Here is a 21,800-nt window from a genome sequence, read left to right as displayed (position 1 = left end):
GACCACGCTGACGCTCGTCGACGTCTACGACCTGTCGTTCAGCGGATTCGGCGGCGACCGTGTGCGCGGCTGGTTCGTCGTGCCCGCCGGTGCGACCGGACCCCTGCCGACGGTCATCGAGTACAACGGCTACGGCGGCGGGCGCGGCCTGCCGCACGAGCGCCTCGGCTGGGCGGCATCCGGGTACGCGTGGGTCTTCATGGACACGCGCGGGCAGGGCAGCGGCTGGGGTACCGGCGGCTCGACCCCCGACCCGCACGGCACCGGCGCCTCGGCGCCCGGGTTCATGACGCGCGGCATCGACGACCCCGAGCAGTACTACTACCGTCGCGTGTTCACCGACGCGGTGCTGCTGATCGACGCGGTGCGCAGCCTGCCCGAGGTGGATGCCGACCGCATCGCGGTCACCGGCGGCAGCCAGGGTGGCGGCATCGCGATCGCCGCCGCCGGGCTCAGCGACGGCCTGGTGGGCGTGATGCCCGACGTGCCGTTCCTGTGCCACTTCGAGCGGGCCGTCGGGTTGACCGACCGCGACCCGTACCAGGAGATCGTGCGCTATCTCTCTGTGCATCGGGATGCCGTGGCGCAGACCTTCGCGACCCTGTCGTACTTCGACGGGGTGAACTTCGCCGCTCGCGCGGACGCTCCCGCGCTGTACTCGGCGGCGCTGATGGATCCGGTGTGCCCGCCGTCGACCGTGTACGCCGCGGCCAACCGTCACCGAGGCGGCGCCGAGGTGGTGGAGTACGCGTTCAACGAGCACGAGGGCGGGCTGGGCGTGCAGTGGCAGCGCCAGGCGGCCTGGCTGGCTGAACGCCTGGGCTGAGCTGCTGGGCTGAGCTTCGGCCGGCGCGGCTCAGGCGGCGAGCGCAAGCCAGGCGGCGAACGCGAACCCGATCACGGTGGCCAGTCCCGTCGACTCCTTCGCCTTCTTCTGCGCTTCGGGCACCATCGAGTCGACGAGCATGACCAGCAGGGCGCCGGCAGCGAAGCCGTTGGCGCCGGCGCGGAAGCTGTCGTCGACGACGGATGCCAGCGCGAACCCGCCCACCGTCGCGATCGCGCAGAGCACGGCCACACCCGCCCACAGCAGAACCACGCGGCTGCGCCGCATGCCGCCCGCCAGCAGGTCGGCGGCGGAGCCGATCGACTCGGGCAGGTTCGACACGAGGATGGCGACCACCAGGGCGACACTGACGCCTTCACCCGATGCGAGTCCAATGCCCAGGACGAGCTGCTCCGGGACGCCGTCGAGCAGCGCTCCGATCGCGAGCGACCCGCCACCGGCATCCGCCTTCTTCTTCTTCGCCTGACGTGCATCGAGGATCCGCGCGCCGATGTAGTAGCAGAGCGCCCCGGCGGCGACCCCGGCGATCAGCGGCAGGTGGCCGGCGAGCGCGACACCCTGTTCCCACAGCTCGAAGGCGATGGATGCCATCAGCGCGCCGGCACCGAACCCGAGGATGATGCCGAGCAGTCGATCGGGCCATCTGCGCACCAGCGCCAGCAGCGCGCCGACGAGCAGCGGCGATGCCGCCACCGCGCCCCACAGCACCGCCTGACCCATGGCCCCACGCTACTCGCGCTACCGGCTCCAGGGTGCCGCACGAAACGCCGGAGTTCTCCCGGAGGGCGGTAGCTCGGCCTCCGTCGGTGCCGCACATCCACCGAGGGCCGACGCGGAGCATCCCACGTCGGCCCTCGGTGTGTATCGGGGTACCGGGCCGTCAGGCCTGCCGGCGCCGGTGCAGCACGAGCATCACGATGCCCGCACCGACCAGCAGAGCGGCCAGCGAGATGATCGAGGCCTTGATGATCGGGCCACCGGTCACGGCGAGGTCGGGAAGCTTCTCGAACTCGTTCGTGACGGTGACGGCGGCCTGCGCACCGTTCTCGCCTGTGACGACCAGCGTGATGGCGTTGCCGTCTACCTCGCCCAGAGCGACGCTCTCGTCGTCGGTCGACCAGGTCGCGCCGTGCCAGCGTGCGTTGGCCGGCACCTCGGCGTCGCCCTCGCTCAGCGTGACCTCGGTGCCGAGCGGAAGGCCGTCGATGACGGTCGCCTCGCCGGCACGCACCTCGATCTCGACCGACTGCGTCTCGCCGAGCAGGTCGGTCCAGGTGGCCGTCACCGGGAACGCGGTGTCGTCGACCAGGCTCGCACCGCTGCCGGAGAGCTCCTTGGTCACAGTCAGCGCACCCAGCCTGGCCACGGCCTCGTTGGTGACGACGATCCCGGCGTCCTTGGCGGCGCCGATCGTGAGCGAGGCGGTGCCGTCCTCGTGTGCCTCGAGGTCATCACCCGTGAACACCGGGGTGCTCCAGGTGAAGGCGGGGGCGTCCTCGAGCGGCAGCTCGGAGAGGGTGACGAGGGTCTCGTGCGGGAGGTCACGGCCGAAGGCGACCGGAGTGCCGTCGATCGGAATGATGACCTCCGCCGAGCGGGGCTCGGTGCCCTCCAGCCACGAAGCCATCACGGTGACGGCCTCGGGGATGTCGGGGTTCTCGAGCAGGATGCCGGTGACCTTCTTCGAGATGGTGAAGGTGCCCGGCGCCCAGGTCGCCTCGTTCACGACTGTCACCAGCGTGACGTCGTCCTGCTGATCGGAGACGACGATCTCGGCGGACCCGTCACCGTTGTCGGTGACATCAGTGCCGCTGATCGTGATCGAGCCCCAGATCACCTTGTCGAGCTCCGGGCGCTCGCCCTCGGTGATGGTGACCACAGTGCCGGCCGGCAGCTGCACGCCCAGGAGCGTGGGCTCGACGGCATTGATCATCAGCTTCTTCGACTGCTTCTCGCCGTCAGCATCCGTCCACGTCGCCGTGATGGGGAACTCGGCCTCGGTGGGAACCTCTCCCGCAGCCGCACCCGCGATGCCCTTGATCAGGCTGATGCCGGCGACCGACGTCGCAGCGTGATTCTCGAGCACGACGCGAGCGTCGGCGGTGCGGGTGATCGAGACGACGGCCGAGTCGCCGTCGACCGTCACGCCGGTGCCCGACCAGACAGGGGATGCCCAAGCGATGCTCGACCCGTCGACCAGTGCGGTCTCGGTGAGAGTCACCTTCGTGCCGATCAACAGGTTCTCACCCAGCGCGACCGGAGTGCCGTCGGTGGGAACGGTGAGCACCTTGCGCTCGACCTTTCCGTCCTGCGTCCACGTGGCGGTCACGAAGACCGAGCCGGGGACGGCCGGATTGTCGGCCTGCGCGCCCGTCACGTTCTTCGCGATCGAGAACGTGCCGACGGTGCGGTCGACGCGGTTGGTCACCGTGACGGCAGCCGGCGTGGTCGCGTGGCCGGGTTCGATCGTGATCGGGTTCGGCGAGATCTGCGGCGCCGACCAGGTCAACGTGTCATCGTCTGCCGGCCCCGCCTCGGAAAGGGTGACGACGGCGCCGATCGGCAGATTCTCGAGCGTCTCGGTCTCCCCGGCCTTGAGGTCGAACACGCGGTCGGCCTGTGCGGGGACGTTGTTCCCGAGCCTGCTCGTGTCGATCTTCGCCGTGATCCGGTAGTTCTTGTCGGGGCCGACGAGAGCCAGCGCGGCCTCGGGGCCGGTGAGGTTCTTGGTGACCGTGGCGCTGCCGAGCAGCGCGCGGTTCTCGAGACTCACGGCGATGTTGCTGCCGGGGGTGAGGGCGGCCACAGCCGTCGTGCCGTCGGGACTCGGGGTGACACCGTCGGTCTTCTTGAACACCGGGGTGCCCCAGGTCACACCGTGCACCTTCGGGAGGGTCGGCTCGGAGAGCCTGATGGTCCAGCCCTTGCCGCGGGCGTTGAAGCCGCTGACCGGGTCGCCGTTGAGCGGCACGCTCAGCTCGTACTCGGCCTGAGCGGCTCCGGTCGGGTCGAACTCCTGCGCCCGCACCGTGAAGGCGGTGCCGGCGGGAATGAGATCCGCACCAGGGGTGTCGGCGAGCGACTTCGAGACCGAGACGCTGCCGCGGGTCACACCGGTGCCCGTACCCGATCCCTTGTTGCTCTGTGTCACGCTCGACGAGAACGCGATGCCGTGGCCTTCGAGCTTGTTGCCGTAGACCGTGCCCGGGGCGTCCATGCCGCCGCTCGTCGTGCACGTCGTGTAGCTGAGCGTGTACTGGTACTCGCGAGTGAAACCGTCACTCGTGCCGGTGGGTGTCCTCAAGTTCGGTGGAGCGATCTCGAACGTGATCTGCTGCCCGTCGAGGGAGACTGTCGTCGTCTTCGTCAGCTCGACGTCGTCCAGCTTGCCTCCGCTGATCTGGTCTTTCGCGAACGCCCTGAGGTTCATGCGCTCCGCGATGCCCGCGGTCGGGTCGCCCGCCTCACAGATCATCTGCGACAACGAGAGCGTGTCGGTCAGCTTCAGCGGACCGGCTATGCCGTCGACCTTCTCACCGGGGATCGTGACGTTCCAGCTCATCGTCGTCTGCGGCATGTGCGTGACGCCGTCGAGCGTCACGAATGCGCCATTGAGGCGACCGCTCTTGCCCTGTGAGCGTCCGGGCACCTTGGCTTCGGCACCGGTCGCCTTGCCGTCGACAGTGACGGTGTTCGTGTAGCTCGTCCCGCTCGCCGGCAGATCAGTCGAGCTCACGCACGTGGTGTAGGTGACGACGTAGCGCCAGTCGGATGCCTTGAAGTCGAAGTCGGCGTCGTTGATCGTGAACTGCAGGTCGAAGGACCGCTCGGTGGCGGCCTTCACCTCGGCTCGCGTCAGTTTGCCGGTGATGTCCTGCCGTAGACCGGCCGCGCCGCCTGGGTTCGGACCGTACTGCTCGACGATCTTCAGGTCGCCGATCGTGCTCGTGCAAAGTTCGTGACCGTCACCGAGCACCTCGCTGAAGCTGAAGCTCTCCTGATTCACGAGTTCGTCCCCTGGGATGACCACTGTCCAGGCGATCTTGCCGTTGCGATCTGCGCCGCCCAGCACGCTGCCGGACTTGGCGAGGCTCTGGTGCCAGCCCCCGTTCGTGACCTCGCCGACACCCAGACCGGCGTCACCCCAGCCTTCGACCTGGGCGGAATTCACGTACTTCGTGCCCGCGGGGCCGATCTGGCCGCCCGGCGTGCACGTCTGATAGGTGACCCGATAGGTCACGTCGGTGCTGAATCCACCATGCGGCGCCGTGAGCACAAGGTCGAAGCCGGCGTCGCCGGGCGCGCCGTCGATCGTGGCGATGCTCGTGACGTCCACGACCGTGCTGCCACGAACCGTCTGAACCTTGAGCCCGACAGGATCGCAGAGCACGTGGCCCGGGCCGAATGTGTCGGTGAGGCGAACGCTCTCCTGACCCGCCATGTTCGCGCCGGGCAGTTCGACCGTCCAGTTCATCGACCAGTTGTTGCCGTTCATCGCGCCGACCTTGGTCATGGTGCCAGGCAGGTCGATGCCGTCATCGATGCCACCGCCGCCAGGCAGCGGCACCGTGACCTTGTCGCCGTTGAGATCGAAGGTCACCTCGGTCGCGGTGGTCTCCTTCACCGCCTGCACTTCGAACTCCCAGGCGCCCTGCACGAGCTCGGGCTTCTCCACGACCGCGTCGGTCAGTTCACACGATGCGATGCCGGAGCTCGGGTCGGTGAGGCAGTTTCCCCAGACCACGTTGTCGGGACCGAGCAGCCGGAAGGGCACCGCGGCCGGGAAGGTGAACTCCGGCGGGAGTCCGATGGTGAAGGTGTCGCCCTCCTTCGGATCCGCGTCGACAGCGCTCCAGCTTCCCGCCACGGTGACCTTGTCGCCGATCGTGAGCTGCGCGCCCGCGGGGTTGAGCGTGATGTCGCCGACGACGATCTTGTCGTTGACGGCCGCCACTGCCGCTGAGGGTGCGGCGGTGAGGCCGATGGTCGCGAGAACCCCGACGCCCAGCGCGGCGATGATCCGCTGCAGAATCCGGCCCCCCGGAGTTCTCTTCGACTTCTCTCGACCGGAACGGTTCTGTGTGCGCGCACGCCGAAGCGACATTCAGATCTCCCCTGAAATCTCCCCGCTCATGCGCGCCCCGGGCGAGGCGCGCACCCCCCTCTCGATCGCGCACAGGGCGCGCCGAGTGGACCCGTCGGGCATAGGTCTGGCTAGACACTATCGCACCGCACGAGCCGGTCATCCGATGATCACGCTCGATCGGGCGGCCACCGCCCGGACCACGAAGAGGCCCCCGCCGCTGTCAGCGACGGGAGCCCTTTCGTGGTCTCAACCGGTCAATCCATTCAGACGCTTCCCGTCCTCCTGCGGCGGATCAGCAGAAACGCTCCGCCTGCGGCCATCAGCAGCAGTCCGGCCGCGATACCACCGAGGGTGAGCTCGGCGCCCGTGACGGCCAGGGCGCCGTCCGTGCCGCTCGCACCACCGCCGGCACTCGGGCCGGTGCCAGGGCCGGTGCCAGGGTCCGTACCGGGCTCCGTGCCCGGATCGGTGCCCGGATCGGTGCCCTCGGCGACCGTCACTGCGACGTCGGCGGAATCTGACGCACCGGACGGCGTGCCCGTGGCCACTACGCGGTAGGCGCCGGCCGCAGTCTGCTCGGGCACGACCATCTGCGTCGTGAACGCGCCGTCGGCATCCGCCTGCAGCGTGACGAGAGCATCGTCGGCACGGGATTGCTTCGCACCGTCCGCTTCGAGACGCAGGCTCACGGCATCGCCAGGCGCGAAACCGGTGCCGCTGACCGAGACTTCGGAGCCCGCCTGCACGGTGTCGGCCCCCAGCGAGATCTCGGCGTCGTAGGCCGGCACCTTCGGGGCGGGGCCGGCCGCGGCGAGTTCACCGACGGTGGCCCACGGGTTGCCGTTGACCTCCGACAGCGCCACCAGCTTCAGATACCGCGCGGACTGCGCCGGGAATGACGCCGTCTGCGCGTTCGCCGTGTTCGCGAAGGTGCCCGAGGCGACGGGGTCGCCCCACGCGCCGGCGATGGCGGCGACGTCCGTCGATGCGTACACCTCGTAGTCGGCGATGCGACCGTTTGCCGCCCCGTTGCCGCCCGAGTTGCGACCGCTGTAGATCAGCCCGCACACAGACTGCGCGGACCCGAGGTCGACGACGATCGAGTGCGGGTACTTGGCCTCACTCGGCGACCACTGCGAATGCCAGTAGGTGGCGGGGTTGCCGTCGATCGCCGCGGCTGCCGGGCCGTTCGGCGCCGGCTCACCGGATGTCTGCTCGCTGGAGACCGCGGCGATTGCAGTGGGACGCAGGGTTCCCGCCGCGCACACGCCGTTCGCCTGCGATCTGGCCGTGGCGATGATCGTGCCGTCCGCGCCGACCAGCTCATAGCCGAACGCGCCCGTGCCGCTGGCGACGTTCACGTTGAACACCCGCGCATCGACCTGCGCGGTGGCGGCTGCAGGGATGTCGGCGACGGGGATGCTCTCAGGAAGCGCCGTCCAGCCCTCCGCCGCGCGGACGCGCAGAGCAGCGCCAGTCAGGGCATCCGGAGTGGAGTTGCTGACGGTCACCGCGATGGCGGCGGACTCTCCCGGCGCAGCGGCGACGACGCCGGGGGCGACGGTCAGCGAGACCGCTCCCTGAACGCTCCAGACCGTGCGACCCCAGTCGGCCGGGGTCTGCACCACGAGTCCGTCGGGGACGTTCTTGGCCTTTTCGCCCGCAACCGGCACGTCGGTCAGACCCTGGGAGACCGACAGGAACTGCTGGCTCGCCGCGTTGGCGATCGTGTATCCGCCGTCGGTCTTGCGCAGCTGCCACTTCTGCAGCGTGGACGTGCCGCACGCGCTCAGGGTGATGCCCGCGCCGATCTCGACAGGAACGTTGAGCCGCATGGTGCCGTCGTTCGCGACGCTCAGGCAGCGGCCGTCCGAGGCCGTGATCGTGTAGTAGCCGTCGTCGGTGGGGGCGAAGGTCAAGGCCTCCCCGGTCTCGGCCAGCGCGGTGCCGCCGTTCTCAGCTGCGGCGAGCGCGCCACCCTCGGTGGAGAGCGTGAAGGCACCGGCCGCCAGCGGCTGACGCGTGGCGTTCTCGAAGAGCGGAGCACGACCGATGGTGTCCATCGCGGCCTTGAAGTCCGCGTACTTCGCCCACGGGCGCTTCGCGGTCCAGGTCGCCTGCGCGACGAAACGCAGCGGTTCGAACATGCGCTTCTCGGTGGTGTTCTCGGCCTCCTGCGGGGTGCCCCCGTCTGGCCAGATGCTCAGGCGAGCGCCGAGGATCTTGTCCAGACCGCTGGTGACCTTCTGACCGTAGAACTGGGCGGGTGTCCAGCCGGACTCGTACAGGCCCTTGCTGTCGACGCCGTATCCGCCGCGCACCATATACAGCGAGTTGGAGATGTTGTTGACGTCGTGGCCCCAGTCGATGAACTGCTGGGGACGCACCGACGAGCCGCCCTGGTTCCAGTGCTCGACGATGATGTCGGTGTCGAACGAGACGAATCTGTTCTCGGTCATCACGCCGTCGTTCCAGATGCGCAGCTTCTTGCCCTTCGCCTTGACGTAGTCGTTGACCTTGTTCACGTACCAGGCGACCACGTCGTTCTCGGTCGCGCCGGGGCCGAACTGCTGCTCTGCGAAGCGCTTGATCTGCGGGTAGTTCGCGTAGCCGCTGCCGAGCATGTACTCGTCGACGCCCATGTGCCAGTAGTCGCTGTCGAACGCCTCGAGGTACTCGTCGATCAGGTCTGTGTAGAAGTCGAACGAGGCCTCCTTGGTGATGTCCATCCGCACCTCGTCCTTGGCGCCGGTGCGCTCGTTGGTGAGCTGCAGCTCCGGCATGTTCTCCAGCCAGATCTCCATGTGACCGGGCGAGTTGATCTCGGGGATCACGTCGATGCCGTAGCGCTTCGCCTTGCTGACGAGCGTGCGGATGTCGTCCTTGGTGTAGTACGACCAGGTGTTGGTCTGCGGGTAGCCGTCGACCTTGACCTTGAGCTCCACGAGCATGGTGTTCAGCTTCAGGAAGGCCATGTCCTCGATGAGGCGATCGATGAACTCCGGCGAGATGTTGATCACGCAGGCACAGACGGTGACGCCGCGCTCGGCGTACTCGGGGATGTCGACGACCGAACCGCGCGGCAGGGTGTCCTGCTGGCCCAGCATCTGCAGCACGGTGCGCGTGCCGTTGAAGACACCGGCGGGGTCGGCGGCGGTGATGACGATGCTCTCATCCACGGTCAGCTCGTACCCCTGATCGCCCAGCTCGTCCCGCGCGTCGTCGAGGCGGAGCTCGATGTCGCCGGCGCCGGCGCCGGAGGTCGCGACCGATGCGGACGGATAGTCGGGACGCAGCTCGTCTCGGAGGATGCCGGCAGTGGAGGTCAGCTGTTCGCTGCCTCCGTCCGCCACGATCCGCACATCGTCAGCCGCGGTGAAGGTGCCGTCGACCTGCTCCCATCCGTCGATCGAGGGAATCACGTCGGGAAGCGACGCTGTCGCCGCGGACGCCGGAGCGGCGAGCGCGAGCGAGCCTGCGACGAGCGTCACCGTGGTGACGGTTGCGGCGAGCATCGCGCGCAGGCTCCGCCTGCTGCTCGATAGGGGTGATCGCACGGGAGGACCTCTCTGGTGGTGACGACGATGTCGGACGCGCCGTCGCATCGGTATGGCATCGATAACATATGCCGAGTGGCTATGCTGTGTCAACGATGAGCAGACGGGAAGAAGACGCGTGACCGACCCTGCAGCGCCCTCCAGGCCACCCGGCATGCTGGACGTGGCGCGAGCGGCCGGCGTCTCGGCTCAGACCGTATCCCGCGTGCTGCGAGGGCACCCGTACGTCTCGGACGAGAAGCGCGAGAAGGTCCTCGAAGCGGTGCGCCAGCTGGACTACCGGATGAATCCGGCGGCGCGGGCCCTGTCATCGGGACGCACTCGCACCATTGGCGTGCTCAGCATGGCCACCGAGTCGTACGCCGGTGCCATGACTCAGCTAGCGATCGAGCACGCCGCGGATGCGGAGGGCTACAGCGTCGTGGGAGCGCACATCGCCAACGTCGATGCGGGCTCGATCAGCGCCGCTCTCGACCGGCTGGAGCGGCTGGGCGCCGAAGGGCTCATCCTCGCCGTTCCGCTGCGTGCTCAGGACCGACGCATCGAATCGATGAGCGAGCGGCTGCCGACAGCGACCATCGGCGGCTCCCCGGTGGAGCGGGCACGCTCGCTGGATGTCGACCAGCGAGCGGTTGCGCGGCTCGCCACCGAGCACCTGCTCGCGCTCGGACACCGCACCGTGCAGCACGTGTCTGGCCCCGGAGACTGGGTGGACGCGGTCGAGCGCACCGCCGGATGGCGAGAAGTGCTGGAGGACGCCGGGCGCTCGGTGCCGCCGATCATCCACGGTGACTGGACGCCGGAATCGGGGTATCGGGCAGGACTGCAGCTCGGCAGCGACCCCGGAACGACGGCAGTGTTCGTCGCGAGCGACGAGATGGCCTTCGGCGTCATCCGCGGGCTCCACGACGCCGGCCGGCGTGTACCGGAGGACGTCTCGATCGTGGGTGTGGACGACGTGCGCCTCTCGGCGTACTGCACTCCGGCGCTGACGACAGTCGCTCAGCCGTTCACCGAACTGGGCCTGAGCGCGGTGGCGTCGGTCACTGCCCGCCTCGAGGGGCGCGACGACCCGACAGCGGACCGGCCCCTCGCACCTCAGCTGCTCGTCCGCGAGTCCACCGCGGCACCTCATGCATGACGACCGCTCCGGCCGTCTCCTCAGCGACCCACGCGCAGGGCGACACGCCGAGCGCCGATAGACTTGAATCCATGTCCAAGGTGCTCCAGTCCCTCCCCGTCGGCGAAAAGGTCGGCATCGCTTTCTCCGGAGGGCTTGACACCTCCGTCGCCGTCGCGTGGATGCGCGAGAAGGGCGCCGTGCCCTACACCTACACCGGCGACCTGGGCCAGTACGACGAGAGCGACATCGCCTCGATCCCCGGCCGCGCGCTCGAGTACGGCGCCGAGGAGTCGCGTCTGGTGGATGCCAAGACCGCACTCGTCGAGGAGGGCTTCGTCGCCCTGCAGTGCGGCGCCTTCCACATCCGCTCGGGCGGCAAGACGTACTTCAACACCACCCCGCTCGGCCGTGCCGTCACCGGCACGCTTCTCGTGCGCGCGATGCGCGACGACGGCGTCGACATCTGGGGTGACGGCTCGACCTACAAGGGCAACGACATCGAGCGGTTCTACCGCTACGGCCTGCTGGCCAACCCCCGCCTGCGCATCTACAAGCCGTGGCTCGACGCCGACTTCGTGACCGAGCTCGGCGGCCGCCAGGAGATGAGCGAGTGGCTCGTCGAGCGCGGATTCCCGTACCGCGATTCGGCCGAGAAGGCGTATTCGACGGATGCCAACATCTGGGGCGCCACGCACGAGGCGAAGACCCTCGAGCACCTGGACGTGTCTCTCGAGACCGTCGACCCGATCATGGGCGTGAAGTTCTGGGATCCCTCGGTCGACATCGCCACCGAAGACGTCACCGTCACGTTCGAGGGCGGGCGCCCGGTCGCCATCAACGGCACCGAGTACAGCGACCCGGTGGGTCTCGTCATGGAGGCGAACACCATCGGCGGTCGCCACGGCCTGGGCATGAGCGACCAGATCGAGAACCGCATCATCGAGGCGAAGTCGCGCGGCATCTACGAGGCTCCCGGCATGGCGCTGCTGTTCATCGCCTACGAGCGCCTGGTCAACGGCATCCTGAACGAAGACACCCTCGCGACCTACCACGAGCAGGGTCGCCGCCTCGGCCGACTGATGTACGAGGGCCGCTGGCTCGAGCCGCAGTCGCTCATGCTGCGCGAGTCGATCCAGCGCTGGGTGGGCCTCACCATCTCGGGCACGGTCACCCTGCGCCTGCGCCGCGGCGACGACTGGACCATCCTCGACACCGTCTCGCCGAACCTGTCGTACGGCCCCGAGAAGCTGTCGATGGAGCGCGTCGGCGACGCGGCTTTCGGCCCGGTCGACCGCATCGGCCAGCTCACCATGCGCAACCTCGACATCGCCGACTCGCGCTCGCGCCTCGAGCAGTACGCGGGCCTCGGCCTCGTCGGCGGCGCGACGGGCGAGCTGGTCGGCAAGGTGACCGCTGGTCAGGCCGCCGAGATCTCCGCGTCCGAGACCGACGACGAGCGGTTCGCCGAGGCCATCGACCTGGCATCCGAGGGAGCGGCCTTCGACTCCGGAACCGACTGATCCTCCTCCGAAAGGCGCGGATGCTGCGGCGTCCGCGCCTTTCGCGTGTCGGCCGCATGTGTCCGCCGACCCGCCGTGGCCGCGACACTTCGGGGGCCGACACTCCAGATGTCGGACACATCCTGCAGGAACGTCCGACATCTGGCGTGTCGGCCCCCGTTCTGTATGTCGTCGCTGGGAATTCACCGAGCTATGTTGCACACGCGTGTGCAACATATTTATTCTTGAGGGATGTCCCGCCCCCCTCGCTCCGATGCGCGCGCCAACCGTGCCGGCATCCTCGACGCCGCGCGCAGCACCCTCGCACTCGACCCCTACGCGAGCGTCGACGTCATCGCGCGCACCGCGGGCCTGAGCCGGCGCACGCTGTACGGTCACTTCGACGACCGCGACGCGCTGATCCGCGAGCTGATCAGCACCGGGGCACAGCGCTTCAACGCGATCGCCGAATCGATCGCCGACGCCGACGCCCGCATCGCCCTCGCCCGGCTCGCCGCTCGGCTGTGGCAGGAGGCCGCGCACGTGCAGTTCGCTGCGGCGCTCGCGCTCGACGAGGATCACGTCGAGCACACCGCCGACGCCCTCGCGCCGCTGCGCAGAGCCGTCGCGCAGCTCGTCCAGCGCGGCCAGGACGACGGCAGCTTCCGCACCGACCTGCCTGCGCCCACGCTCGCTCGCCTCATCGAGGAGATCGCGCGCACCGTCGTCGCCCGCACGGATGCCTCCAGCACCGGCGCGGCGAATCTCGCGGTCCGCACCGTGCTGAGCATCGCAGGACTATCGTGGCGCGAAGCCGACCAGCTGCTCACCCTCCACCCCGACATCACCGTCCACCCCGACATCACCGTCCACCCCGACATCACGGAGTCCCCCGCGTGAGTGATACCGACATCGGCGCGAAACCGAACGCGTGGAGCGTCTACCGCCGCGATCTCGGACGGCTGGCGCGGGTCAGCAAGGCGTGGATCATCATCATCGGGGTCATCGTCACCCCGTCGCTCTACGCCTGGTTCAACATCGTCGCGTTCTGGGATCCCTACTCGAACACGCAGCAGGTGAGCGTCGCGATCGTCAACCAGGACGCGGGAGCGTCATCCGACCTCACCGGCCACATCGACATCGGCGGCGAACTCGTCGGCGAGCTGAAGCAGAACGATCAACTGGGCTGGGACTTCGTCGATGAGGACGAGGCGATGGATGCCGTTCGCAGCGGGCGCAGCTACGCGGCGATCATCATCCCGCCCGACTTCAGCCACGACTTCCTCAGCATCACGACCGGCGAATTCACCCGGCCCGAGCTGAAGTACTACGTCAACGAGAAGGCCAGCGCGATCGCGCCGAAGATCACCGACGTCGGCGCATCCACGCTCGACAACCAGATCAACAGCACCTTCGTCTCGACGGTCGCCGAGGCGGTCAGCGCGCAGCTGAAGGACGCCGGTCTGGATGCCGAAGACCGCCTCACCGACGCCCGAGACTCCACCGCGGGCGCACTCGACGAGGCGGTCGGCAAGGTCGCGTCGGCACGCGAACGGCTCGGCGATCTGCAGACCGGCCTGACGGATGCCGCAGACGGCATAGACCGGGCATCCCGCACTCTCGACAAGGTCGACCGCACCCTCGGCGAGGTGCAGACGGCCGTCGGCCAGGCGCAGCAGATCGCCGGCGAAGCACAGCAGGAGCTGCTCACCGTCACCGACCGGGTCACATCCGCATACGTCTCGGGCTCCACCCTCATCGCCGACGCGGCCGCGAAGATGAACGGGTCGATCGCGACCCTGGCATCCGGCCTGCAGCAGGCGAACGCCGCCGTCGCCACCACCGCAGACGACCTGAAGGCGGTGATCGAGTCGAACGCCGCCGCACTCGACGAGCTGCAGGCGGCGCTCGACCGCACCGAGTCGGGCTCCGCCGCGGCGCAGCGCCTGAGCGCCGCCATCGACGCCCTGCAGCAGCGCAACGCCGCCGATCAGCAGGTGCTGACCGATCTCACGCAGCTGACCGCCGACGTGTCGAGCACGATCACCGCCGTCACCGGCGCGGCCGACAGCGTCAACGGCGCCGTCGGCCAGGCCGCGACCTCGGCCACGGCGATCCGCGACGCCCTCACGCAGAGCGTCCCGCAGCTGAACCGGGCGATGTCGCAGCTCGCGGCGAGCGCCGACGCGTTCTCGGCGGCCCTCGGCGCGCAGCGCACCCAGGTGGCTCAGGCGCAGAGTCTGCTCGCGGGGCTGAGGACCCAGCTCGCCGGCACCTCCGACGCCCTCGCCGCGTTCGACGGGAACCTGGCCACCGCCGAGACCTCCCTCGCCACCGTGCGCACCGACGTGCTCGCGCTCGGATCAGCCGAGATCTGGAGCAGGCTCAGCGAGGTCAGCGGCCTGCAGCCCGATGAGATCGCACGATTCATGGCGTCACCCGTCGAGGTCAACACGAAGACGATGTTCCCGACGCCCGCGTACGGGTCGGCGATGGCGGCGCTGTTCACCAACCTCTCACTCTGGATCGGCGCCTTCGTGCTGATGGTGATCTTCCGGGTCGAGGTCGACACCGAGGGCGTCGAGGGCATCACCGTGCGCCGGGCGTACGTCGGCCGGTGGCTGCTGTTCGCCACGATCGTCGTGTTCCAGGCCGTGCTCGTGACGGTCGGCAACCTCGTGATCGGCGTGCAGTCGGCGAACCCGTTCGCCTACGTCGGCACCGGGGTGCTGATCGGACTCGCCTATCTCAGCATCATCTACGCCCTGTCGGTGTGCTTCGGCATCGTCGGCAAGGGCTTGTGCATCCTGCTCGTGATCGTCCAGATCCCGGGCGCCTCGGGCCTGTACCCGATCGAGATGATGCCCGACTTCTTCCGCGGGCTGTATCCGTTCCTGCCGTTCACCTACGGCATCGACGCGATGCGCGAGACCATCAGCGGCTTCTACGACGGCCACTGGTGGGGCTTCATGGGCATGCTGGCGGTTTTCGTCGTGCTGGCGTGGGTGCTCGGGCTGCTCATGCGCGGACGGCTGGGCAACTTCACCCGCCTGTTCAACCGGCGCCTGGCCGAGACCGAGCTGATGGTCAGCGAAGACGTGCAGATCACCGGCCGCCGTCGCACGCCCGAGATCATCCGTGCGCTGACCGACGGCGACGGCTTCCGCGCCGACGTCGCGCGGCGCGCGCAGCGCTTCGCCGAGCGCCACGCGACGCGCCTGCGTCTCACGCTGCTCGTCGGCGCCGCAGGCCTGGTCGTGCTGGGGCTGTGCGGATGGCTGATCCCGAGCGCCAAGGCGGTCGTGCTGGGTCTGGGCGCGCTCTGGTGCCTGCTGCTGATCGGCTTCGTCGTCGCGCTCGAGTACATCCGGCAGAGCATCGAGCAGGCCGCCGAGGTGGGCGAGATGCCGGATGCCGAGCTGCGCCGCGCCCTCGCGATCGAGAACTCCTCGCAGCGCGAGCTGCTCGCGGATGCCGGGTGGGAGCGGTCCGCGGATCCCACCATGGCGGCGGCGGCGACCTCTGCGAGCGGTGACGCCACCTCGTCGGCCAGCACGGCGGTGCTCGAGCATCCGGATGCTCGACCCGAGGCGCCTCCCGAGCAGGAGGCCGTCGTCGAGAGCGGGCCCGACGACGACACGATCGCCCTCGACGACCTGTTCGCCGACGACGCCCCGCAGGCGCCGGATGCCGATGACGCGGCCCGTCCCGATCAGCCGGATGCCGACGACCCGACGCGTCCCGAGAAGCCGGCTGCCGAGCATCCGGAACCGGCATCCGATGAATTCGACCAGCCGACCGAGAAGGGGGCCGACCAGTGAGCAACGTCCTCGCCGTCATGCGGCACGACCTCCGACGCGCGATGAGCAGCGCGATGGCCCTCATCGTGCTGTTCGGGCTCGTCGTCATCCCGTCGCTGTTCACCTGGTTCAACGTGATCGCCAGCTGGAACCCGTTCGAGAACACCCGCAACCTGACCGTCGCGGTCGCGAACACCGACGACGGGTATCAGAGTGACCTCATGCCGCTGCGCATCAACGTCGGCGAACAGGTCGTCTCAGCGCTGCGCGCCAACGACGACCTGAACTGGGTCATCACCTCGGAGCATGACGCGATCGACGGCACCCGGTCGGGCGAGTACTACGCGGCGATCGTGCTGCCGACCACCTTCAGCGCCGACATGATGACGTTCTACGCGAACGGCGGCGACCGCACACGCATCGACTACTACCTCAACGAGAAGAAGAACGCCCTGGCCCCGAAGATCACCGGGCAGGGCGCCAGCGAGGTCACGAAGAGCGTCAACGAAGTGTTCACCGAGACGCTCAGCGAAGCGGGGATGAACATCATCACCTCGCTGTCGCACTACCTCGACGACGCCGACACCCAGGCGGCGCTGTCGAGGCTGCAGGCACGGGTCGAATCGGTGGCCGCGCAGCTGCGCGCGGGGGCCGCGACGGCCGACATGTTCACCTCGCTCATCGCCTCCAGCAGGCCCCTGGTCGAGAGCGCGTCCGGTCTGGTCAGCGGGTCCGGCGACGCGCTGCGCGACGCCCGCGGAGCGCTCGGCGGCGGGAAGGACGCCGCCGCCTCGCTGAAGGACGTGCTGTCGTCGACCACGGCGTCGCTCGACGCGGCGCTGCAGGGCACGTCCGACAGCTACCAGTCGGTGTCGGACAGCATCGACCAGGTGTTCGCCACCATGGACTCGCAGTCGGCGAGCGCCGCGCGCACGATCGCCGCTCTGGCTGACCGCGTGCAGACGCAGGTCGATCGGCTGCAGACGCTGCGCGACGGACTCGTCCGCGACGTGCGACCGGTGCTGCCCGAGAGCGCGCTCGACGCGTTCGATGCGTCGGTGTCGGCCATCGACGCCGCCATCGCCAGGCAGACGGCCCTGCAGCAGCGCCTCGACGACGCCGCCACGCAGATCACCTCCTCCAACACGGCCAGCCAGAGCACCCGCGCCGAGATCGCGCAGCTGACCGCGCAGGCGAAAGCCGCGGTCGATGACGCGCGCCGCTCGTACACCGACAGCCTGCGCCCGAAGCTCGACGCCCTCGCCTCGACGCTTGCGAGCATCAGCGGCGGCGTCGACTCGATCGGCGACGACCTGTCATCGGCCGCGGGCTCGCTCACCGGTTCCTCGTCGACCGGGTCGGTACTGACGGATGCCGAGGCGCTCACCTCCGGCATCTCCGACTCGCTCACCGAGACCGCCGGCCGGTTCGACGAGCTCGCGGCCGCTCTCACGACGGCGATCGACACCGGCGACCTGACCGCGCTGACCGCGCTGATCGGCGCCAACCCCCATGCCCTCGCGGCTCACCTCGCCGAACCCGTGAAGCTCACCCGCGTGCCGGTGTACTCGGTCGTCAGCTTCGGCGCCGCCATGACCCCGCTCTACACGGTGCTCGCGCTGTGGGTGGGTGCGCTGCTGACCTCGGTCGCGATCCGCGTCGACCCGCCGCGCGGCGGCGCCACCGGCCTCCCCGACCTCTCCCCCACCGAGACCTACCTCGGGCGGTTCGGCGTCTTCGCGGTCGTCGGGTTCCTGCAGAGCTCGCTGCTCGGTCTCGGCAGCGTGCTGTTCACGCAGGTGCAGCCGCAGCATCCGTTCCTGCTCATCCTCGCCGGCTGGGTGGCATCGCTCGTGTTCACGCTGATCATCTACACGCTCGTCGTCACCTTCGGCAACGCCGGCAAGGCGCTGGGCGTGCTGCTGCTGGTGATCCAGATCTCGGGATCCGGCGGGGCGTATCCGCTGCAGGTGCTGCCGCAGTGGTTCCAGAGCATCAGCCCGTTCCTGCCCGCGACGCACGCGGTGGACGCGATGCGCTCGGCGATCGCCGGCATCCACCAGAACGACTACTGGGTGTCGCTCGGCTGGCTGCTCGCGTTCACGCTGCCGGTGCTGCTGCTCGGGCTGGTGCTGCGCCGCCCGTTCATCCGCAGCAACCAGAAGATGCTGGCGGCGCTGGAGTCGACGAAGCTCATGTGATCTCGTTCGTCGAATGGGTAGGATGCCAGGGCACGCGCTTTCCCGAGACGCGCACCCGGACCACGTGATACGCAGTCCCACCTACCCTTGAGGACTTTCCGCCGATGACGACTGATATCCCCGCTGCGACACATACCCGCAGCCTCGCCGCACGCATCGGGCGGATCGCCTTCCTCGTCCTCGCGGCGATCGTCGTGATCGCCGTCGCCGCCGCGTTCTTCCTCACCTGGACGATCCAGCGCTCGTTCCCCCAGACATCTGGCGAGCTGTCGCTGAACGGCCTGGACGAGTCAGTGACCGTGGAGAGAGACGACCGCGGTATCCCGACCATCACCGCCTCGAGCGCCGAGGATCTGCTGTTCGCGCAGGGCTTCGTGCACGCGCAGGACCGCTTCTTCGAAATGGACTTCCGCCGGCACGTCACCTCGGGCCGGGTGGCCGAGATGTTCGGCGCCTCGCAGGTCGGCACCGACAAGTTCCTGCGCACCCTGGGTTGGCGTGCGGTCGCCGAGCAGGAGGTCGCCGCGCTCGACGAGACGACCCTCGGCTACTACCAGGCGTATGCCGACGGCGTGAACGCCTACCTGTCGTCACGGTCTGGTGCCGAGCTCTCGCTCGAATATGCCGTTCTCGGCATGCAGAACCCCGACTACCGGCCCGAGCCGTGGGAGCCGGCCGATTCCGTCGCCTGGCTGAAGGCGATGGCCTGGGACCTCCGCACCAACATCGAGGATGAGACCGACCGTGCGCTGCTCGCGGCTCGCCTCGCCGATGCCGGCGAGACGGCCGAGCAGACCGGCGATCTGGTGCAGAGGCTCTACCCCGCCTACCCGTTCGCGAAGAACCCCGTCATCGTGCCCGAGATCTCCCCGGTCGACCCGGTCGCGACCGACGCCGCCCCGGCGTCGTACTCCGGTGGCGGCGATGCCGAGATCACCGACGCCCTGCGCACCGTCGAATGGCGCGAGGCAGACAGCGTCATCGAGGCTGCGAGCATGCTGCTCGGGGGTGCGGGCGAGGGCATCGGGTCGAACTCGTGGGTCGTGTCGGGCGATCTGACCGAGAGCGGGATGCCGCTGCTCGCCAACGACCCGCACCTGGGCGCCGCGCTGCCCTCGGTCTGGTACCAGGTGCAGCTGAAGTGCCGCAAGGTCAGCGCGGCGTGCCCGTTCGACGTCGGGGGGTTCTCGTTCTCGGGAATGCCGGGCGTGGTGATCGGGCACAACGCGAAGATCGCGTGGGGATTCACGAACCTCACCACTGATGTCGCCGACCTGTACGTCGAGAAGCTCGACGGCGACTCGTACTGGCGTGACGGCGCCCTCGCGCCGCTCGAGGTCGAGGAGGACGTCATCAAGGTGGCCGGCGGCGACGATGTGCCGCTGACCATCCGTCGCACCGCGCACGGCCCCATCATCTCGGGCCTCACCGACGACTTCACCGCCATCGCCGAGGACCCCGCGGTCGGCGACGCGGACGCCCCGCTTCCGCTGCAGGGTGCGCCGGAGATCCCGGCCGGCGACACCGCGGTGAGCCTGCGCTGGACGGCTCTGGACCCCGGCACCACGTCCAGTGCCCTGTTCGCGATGAACATGGCAGAGGACTTCGAGGGCTTCCGCCGCGCGGCATCCCTCTTCGACGTGCCCGCGCAGAACCTGATCTACGCCGACCTCGAGGGCAACATCGGCTACCAGGCGCCCGGACGCCTGCCGATCCGCGGCGCAGGCGACGGCACTCTGCCGCAGCCGGGCTGGGACAGCACCTACGACTGGCAGGGCTTCATCCCCTTCGACGAGCTTCCCGTGTCGTACAACCCGCCCGAGGGCTACATCGTCACGGCGAACAACGCGATCGTCGGCGACGATTACACGTACTTCCTGTCGAAGGACTGGGACTACGGGTACCGCGCGGCGCGCATCGCGCATCTGATCGAGCGCCGCGCCGCGGCTGCGCCGCTCACTGCCCAGGACATGCGCGAGATCCAGATGGATGACGAGATGTGGATCGGCAAGCAGCTCGTCGCGGCGATGGACGGGGTGGCGGTCACGCGCAAGGGGCCGAAGGCCGCCCTCGAGCTGCTGCGCACATGGGACGCGCAGAACGCACCGGACTCGCCCGCGGCGGCCTACGCGAACGCGCTGTGGTCGAACCTCGTGCGCAACGTCTTCATCGACCGCGAGGTCTCGATGCCTGTGAGCGACCAGGGTCGCCTGTTCACCGTCGTCGGGCAGATGCTCGAAGACGAGAACGATCCGCTGTGGCAGAACGAGCGCGTCGGGGCCGACGACAGGAAATCGATGCTCGCCCTGTCGGCCGACCAGGCCTACGACGAGCTGGCCGGGCTGCAGGGCGAGGACGTGACCGCCTGGCGCTGGGGCGACCTGCACGCGCTCTCACTGACCCACGCGACTCTCGGCACGTCGGGCATCGCCCCGGTCGAGATGCTGTTCAACCGCGGACCGTACCCGGTCGGCGGAGGATCCTCGGTCGTGAACGCCACCGGCTGGCGCCTGGGCGAGTCGTACGCGACGGTCACCGTGCCGTCGATGCGCATGGTCATCGACCTCGACGACCTCGACGCGTCGACGTGGAACCACCTGACCGGCGCGAGCGGTCACGCGTTCAACCCGCACTACACCGATCAGACCGACGACTGGGCGCGGGGCGTGCAGAAGCCGTGGGCGTTCACGACGAAGGCAGTGGCGAAGGCCGCCGTCGATCGGCTGGTGCTCACCCCTGCGGGGTAGCGGTGTCGGTCGGGTGGTGGCCGGTCCCGGCCGGGTAGCGTAGAGGGATGCCCGAACGTCTGCTCGCACCCGAGGGCACCCCGGCCGACATCGGCGAGTTCACGTATGCCGGAGCGACGCTCGTGCACGAGGACTTCGGCAGAGGCCCGCGACCCATCGTCCTGGTGCACGGCATCGGCATGGGCCGCAGCGTCTACCTCGATTTCACCGCCCACCTCGACGGGCGCATCATCGGGCTCGACCTGCCCGGTTTCGGTGAGGCGCCCGAGCCTGCGCGCACCCTCACCATGGAGCGTCACGCCGACCTGATCGCCGCCTACCTGCGCAGTCGCCGCGTCGACGACGCGGTGATCCTGGGGCATTCGATGGGCAGCCAGATCGCCGCCGAGATCGCGGTGCGACACCCCGACGTCGCGTCGGCACTCGTGCTCGCCGGCCCGACCGTGAACAGCGCGTCGCGCAGCATCCGGGCACAGGCCGGGTACCTGCTCTGGGACCTGCTGCACGAGCGGCCCGAGGTGCTGTGGCGAGGTGCCCGCGAGTACCTGCGCGGCGGGCCTCATCTGCTGCGCAAGATGAAGGCGACGATCGTGCACACCCCCGAGAACGCGTATCCGCGCGTGGAGGTACCGGTGCTCGTCGTGCGCGGGCAGCGCGATCCGCTCGCCCCGATGACCTGGTGCCTGGAGATCGTCGACATGGTTCCGGATGCCCGTTTCGCCGAGATCCCCGACCACGGCCACGGCACGCTGATCAGCGACTCCGCGGGAGCCGCGGCCACGATCCGGGACTTCATCCGCGACCTCTGACCCGGCGCCCCGCACACGGGCCCCTGTCACGGGGGCGTCACACTTCGGGGGCCGGATCGTGAGCCCTCCGGACCCGCGGGCCGCCCGGCGCCGGGTCCGCCGCGCCGGGTCCGCCGCGGGCGGAGTCAGCC

The 21,800-nt window shown here is 69.1% G+C and carries 11 protein-coding genes; 8 read left to right on the top strand and 3 right to left on the bottom strand.

All coding sequences use genetic code 11. From position 1 onward, the window contains the following. Nucleotides 1–826, top strand: an 826-nt coding sequence (locus RT309_RS05395; RefSeq protein WP_313355857.1) for an acetylxylan esterase, incomplete at its 5' end; no start/stop codon positions are given. Between the two features lie 30 nt (nucleotides 827–856). Here the strand turns inward: RT309_RS05395 and RT309_RS05390 are convergent. From RT309_RS05390 to RT309_RS05380, 3 genes are all read right to left on the bottom strand, one after another. After that, nucleotides 857–1,567 (bottom strand): hypothetical protein, encoded by a 711-nt coding sequence (locus RT309_RS05390; protein WP_313355856.1) that lies wholly within the window; start codon nucleotides 1,565–1,567, stop codon nucleotides 857–859. Between the two features lie 160 nt (nucleotides 1,568–1,727). Next, nucleotides 1,728–5,951 carry a DUF5979 domain-containing protein gene (locus RT309_RS05385; RefSeq protein ID WP_313355855.1) on the bottom strand — a complete coding sequence of 1,408 codons (4,224 nt, stop codon included), beginning with the start codon at nucleotides 5,949–5,951 and terminating at the stop codon, nucleotides 1,728–1,730. 245 nt (nucleotides 5,952–6,196) lie between these two features. Further along, nucleotides 6,197–9,448, bottom strand: coding sequence for a family 20 glycosylhydrolase (locus RT309_RS05380; protein ID WP_313355854.1), 3,252 nt, complete (start codon nucleotides 9,446–9,448; stop codon nucleotides 6,197–6,199). A 160-nt stretch (nucleotides 9,449–9,608) separates the two neighbouring features. On the opposite strand from RT309_RS05380, the gene RT309_RS05375 reads away from it, so the two are divergent. The 7 genes from RT309_RS05375 to RT309_RS05345 all read left to right on the top strand — a co-directional run bounded on the left by RT309_RS05375 (nucleotide 9,609) and on the right by RT309_RS05345 (nucleotide 21,669). Continuing rightward, nucleotides 9,609–10,631, top strand: a complete 1,023-nt coding sequence (locus RT309_RS05375) for a LacI family DNA-binding transcriptional regulator (RefSeq protein ID WP_313355853.1) — start codon at nucleotides 9,609–9,611, stop codon at nucleotides 10,629–10,631. A 71-nt stretch (nucleotides 10,632–10,702) separates the two neighbouring features. Continuing rightward, nucleotides 10,703–12,133, top strand: coding sequence for an argininosuccinate synthase (gene argG / locus RT309_RS05370; protein WP_313355852.1), 1,431 nt, complete (start codon nucleotides 10,703–10,705; stop codon nucleotides 12,131–12,133). 231 nt (nucleotides 12,134–12,364) lie between these two features. Continuing rightward, nucleotides 12,365–13,012 carry a TetR/AcrR family transcriptional regulator gene (locus tag RT309_RS05365; RefSeq protein WP_313355851.1) on the top strand — a complete coding sequence of 216 codons (648 nt, stop codon included), beginning with the start codon at nucleotides 12,365–12,367 and terminating at the stop codon, nucleotides 13,010–13,012. After that, the gene (locus RT309_RS05360; RefSeq protein WP_313355850.1) at nucleotides 13,009–15,933 is read left to right on the top strand and encodes a YhgE/Pip domain-containing protein; all 2,925 of its coding nucleotides are present in this window, start codon (nucleotides 13,009–13,011) and stop codon (nucleotides 15,931–15,933) included. Before RT309_RS05365 ends, RT309_RS05360 begins: the two co-directional genes overlap by 4 nt. After that, complete coding sequence (locus tag RT309_RS05355) at nucleotides 15,930–18,113, top strand: YhgE/Pip domain-containing protein (protein WP_313355849.1); 2,184 nt, start codon at nucleotides 15,930–15,932, stop codon at nucleotides 18,111–18,113. The genes RT309_RS05360 and RT309_RS05355 overlap by 4 nt, the downstream gene beginning before the upstream one ends. Nucleotides 18,114–18,217: 104 nt before the next feature. Continuing rightward, entirely contained in the window at nucleotides 18,218–20,860 is a 2,643-nt protein-coding gene (locus tag RT309_RS05350; RefSeq protein ID WP_313355848.1) for a penicillin acylase family protein, read from the top strand. A gap of 47 nt (nucleotides 20,861–20,907) precedes the next feature. Continuing rightward, on the top strand, nucleotides 20,908–21,669 hold the full coding sequence (locus RT309_RS05345; RefSeq protein WP_313355847.1) for an alpha/beta hydrolase: 762 nt from the start codon (nucleotides 20,908–20,910) through the stop codon (nucleotides 21,667–21,669). The last annotated feature ends 131 nt before the right edge of the window (nucleotides 21,670–21,800 follow it).

Origin of the sequence: Microbacterium sp. (assembly GCF_032084865.1) — a bacterium.
GTDB lineage: Bacteria > Actinomycetota > Actinomycetes > Actinomycetales > Microbacteriaceae > Microbacterium.
This window is presented reverse-complemented; position numbering and strand designations above follow the sequence as displayed.

Bases quoted from the DNA above. Each gene is read 5' to 3' on its own strand.
- RT309_RS05390 (WP_313355856.1), bottom strand. From the start codon at position 1,567: ATGGGTCAGGCGGTGCTGTGGGGCGCGGTGGCGGCATCGCCGCTGCTC.
- RT309_RS05385 (WP_313355855.1), bottom strand. From the start codon at position 5,951: ATGTCGCTTCGGCGTGCGCGCACACAGAACCGTTCCGGTCGAGAGAAG.
- RT309_RS05380 (WP_313355854.1), bottom strand. From the start codon at position 9,448: ATGCTCGCCGCAACCGTCACCACGGTGACGCTCGTCGCAGGCTCGCTC.
- argG (WP_313355852.1), top strand. From the start codon at position 10,703: ATGTCCAAGGTGCTCCAGTCCCTCCCCGTCGGCGAAAAGGTCGGCATC.
- RT309_RS05365 (WP_313355851.1), top strand. From the start codon at position 12,365: ATGTCCCGCCCCCCTCGCTCCGATGCGCGCGCCAACCGTGCCGGCATC.
- RT309_RS05350 (WP_313355848.1), top strand. From the start codon at position 18,218: ATGACGACTGATATCCCCGCTGCGACACATACCCGCAGCCTCGCCGCA.
- RT309_RS05345 (WP_313355847.1), top strand. From the start codon at position 20,908: ATGCCCGAACGTCTGCTCGCACCCGAGGGCACCCCGGCCGACATCGGC.